Source organism: Sphingopyxis sp. KK2 (genome assembly GCF_001990265.1).
In the GTDB taxonomy this organism is placed as follows: domain Bacteria; phylum Pseudomonadota; class Alphaproteobacteria; order Sphingomonadales; family Sphingomonadaceae; genus Sphingopyxis.
The window spans coordinates 1-2,773 of sequence record NZ_LYVN01000247.1; the positions used below are offsets into that span (position 1 = coordinate 1).

Sequence of the window (2,773 nt, forward strand, 5' to 3'; positions counted from 1 at the left end):
GGCTGGGCCTGCCCGAGCGCGAATATTATCTCGACGCGCAGTTCCAGAAGGAACGCGACGCCTATCGCGCCTATATCGTTCGCACGCTCGGCCTGACCGGTGCGAAGGACCCGAAGGCCGCCGCGGACGCGATCATGGCGTTCGAAACCGAGATTGCGAAGGTCAGCTGGAAGATCGCCGACCGCCGCGACATCGGCAAGATCAACAATCCGATGTCGTCGGCCGAGCTCGCTGCCTATGCGCCGGGGCTTGACTGGGACGCCTGGTTCGCCGGCGCCGGCATCGCGCCGCAGAAGCGCATCATCGTCAACGAAACGACGGCGATCCGGGACATTGCCGCGCTCTATGCGAAGACCCCGCTCGAGACGCTGAAGCTTTGGGAGCAATTCCACGTCGCCGATCAGGCGTCGCCTTATCTGTCGAAGGCGTTCGTCGACAGCCGGTTCGACTATACCAAGGTGCTGAGCGGCGTAAGCGAGCTTCGTCCGCGCTGGAAACGCGGCCTGACGCTGGTCGACGGCAGCCTCGGCGAGCTGGTCGGCGAGACCTATTCGCGCGAATATTTTCCCGCGAGCGCCAAGGCGAAGATGGAGGCGCTGGTCGCCAATCTGAAGCTCGCGATGGGCGACCGTATCCGCGCCAACAGCTGGATGGCCGCGCCGACGAAGGAAGCCGCGCTCGCCAAGCTGGAAAAGATGGACGTCATGGTCGGCTATCCCGACAAATGGCGCGACTATTCGGGGCTGACGATCGACCCCGCCGACCTGTACGGCAATGTGAAGCGCAGCGGCGCGTTCGAATATGCCTATGGCTTGTCGGACCTCGGCAAGCCGGTCGACCGCAAGAAATGGTCGATGAACCCGCAGGAAGTGAACGCCTATAATGGCGGGCTGGAAAACAAGATCGTTTTCCCGGCGGCGATCCTGCAGGCCCCCTATTTCAGCGAGCATGTCGACGACGCGGTCAATTACGGCGCGATCGGCGCCGTGATCGGCCACGAGATCGTCCACGGCTTCGACGACCAGGGGCGCAAGATCGACGCCAATGGCGCGGTGCGCGACTGGTGGACGCCCGAAGATGCGGCGCGGTTCGACGCAGCGGCCAAGGCGTTCGGCGCGCAATATGCGACCTATGAGGCTGCACCCGGTGCCTTTATCAACCCCGATTTGACGATGGGCGAGAATATCGCCGACCTTGCGGGGCTGGAGGTCGCCTATGACGCCTATCACCGCTCGCTCGGCGGCAAGGAAGCGCCGGTGATCGACGGGCTGACCGGCGACCAGCGCTTCTTCCTCGCCTTTGCGCAGGCCTGGCGCGACAAGGCACGCGAAGACTCCATTAAGCAACAGGTGGCGAGCGATCCGCACAGCCCCGCGCGCTGGCGGATCATCGGCCCCGTACGCAACGTCGACGCCTGGTACACCGCATTCGGGGTCGGCGCCGGCGCCAAATATTATCTGAAGCCCGACGATCGCACCAAGATCTGGTAGGGCTACTCCGGGCTTGCGGGGGCGGCGGTCGGCCGTCCCCGCAGCGTCATAACACCAAGCGACAGCGCCGCGCCGACGATCACGAACAGCGCCGGAAACCCTCCGAGCACCGACATCATGCGGATGCCATCGAGCCCCGCAGCAGCGACGAGCACCATCGCGACGAGCCCTACCGTGACGCCCCAGACGATCTGGATCCAGAGCGCGGCTTCGGGGCGCTCGGGGCTTATGCCGTGCGTCGACAGCGCGCTCATCGCCGAGACATTGGCGTCGGCGCCCGCGACATAGGAAAGGAAGATCGCGAACAGCACCATCGCGGTCACCGCCGACCCGCCGCCGAGCGCGTCGAACAGCCGGAACAGCACCGGGTCGGGTCCTTGGGTCGAGAGGATCGCATAAAGGCTGGCGCCGCTTTGCTGGTCGAGGATGATCGTCGCCCCCGCGATCGCTGTCATCCACACTGCGCCGAAGAGCGCGGGCAAGATCAGGTTGAACAGGATGAAGGCGCGCACGCTGTAGCCGACCGCGAGCCGGCCGAGGAACAGTGCGGTCACCGGCGCCCAGGCGAACCAGTTGGCCCAGTTGAAGATCGTCCATTGCCGGTGCCAGTCGCGGTCGACGTCGAGACCAAGATTGCGCGGCACGAAGGTCGCGACATAATCGGCGCCGCCGCGCAGTGACAGGCCGAGCATCTTCGCGGTCGGTCCGGCGACCAGCACGAAGGCGATGATCGCGAAGAATATCCAGGTATTGAGCACCGACAGGCCGGCGATGCCCTTTTGCAGCCCGGTCGCGGCCGAGATCAGGAAGCTCGCAACGATCGCGATCATGATCGCCCAGCGCAGCGCTGCGCCACCGGCAAAGCCGCCGAGGCCTTCGATCCCGCCGGCCAGCGCGAGGATGCCGGCGCCCATCGACGCCGCCATGCCGGCCACCAGCGCGTAGAGGCAGATGATGTCGATTGCCGATCCGACCTTGCCGTGCGCGCGCTGGCCGATCAGGGGAACGAACAGCGACGACAGGCTGAACGGTTCCCCGCGATTATAATAGACGAGCGCGAAGGCGAGCGCGGCGACGGTGTAGATGCCGTAGGGTGTCAGCGTCCAATGCAGGAACATCGTCGACATGGCGAAGGCCGCAGCGTCGTCGCTGCCGGGCTGCAGGCCCAGCATCGGTGGCGGCGCGTTCAGGTGGAACAAGGGCTCGGCGGCGCCCCAGAAAAGGATGCCGGTGGCGATGGTGGTGCACAGCATCACCGCGAACCAGCGCCAGCGGCCGAGCAG

At 65.6% G+C, this 2,773-nt stretch carries 2 protein-coding genes; one reads left to right on the top strand and one right to left on the bottom strand.

The features are described from left to right. Positions 1-1,490 (top strand): M13 family metallopeptidase (locus B1A78_RS21275; protein ID WP_077148843.1); only part of this gene is annotated, 1,490 nt, incomplete at its 5' end. 2 nt (positions 1,491-1,492) lie between these two features. Here B1A78_RS21275 and B1A78_RS21280 read toward each other — a convergent pair. Continuing rightward, the coding region (locus B1A78_RS21280) for a BCCT family transporter (protein WP_077148844.1) at positions 1,493-2,773 on the bottom strand (1,281 nt) is incomplete at its 5' end.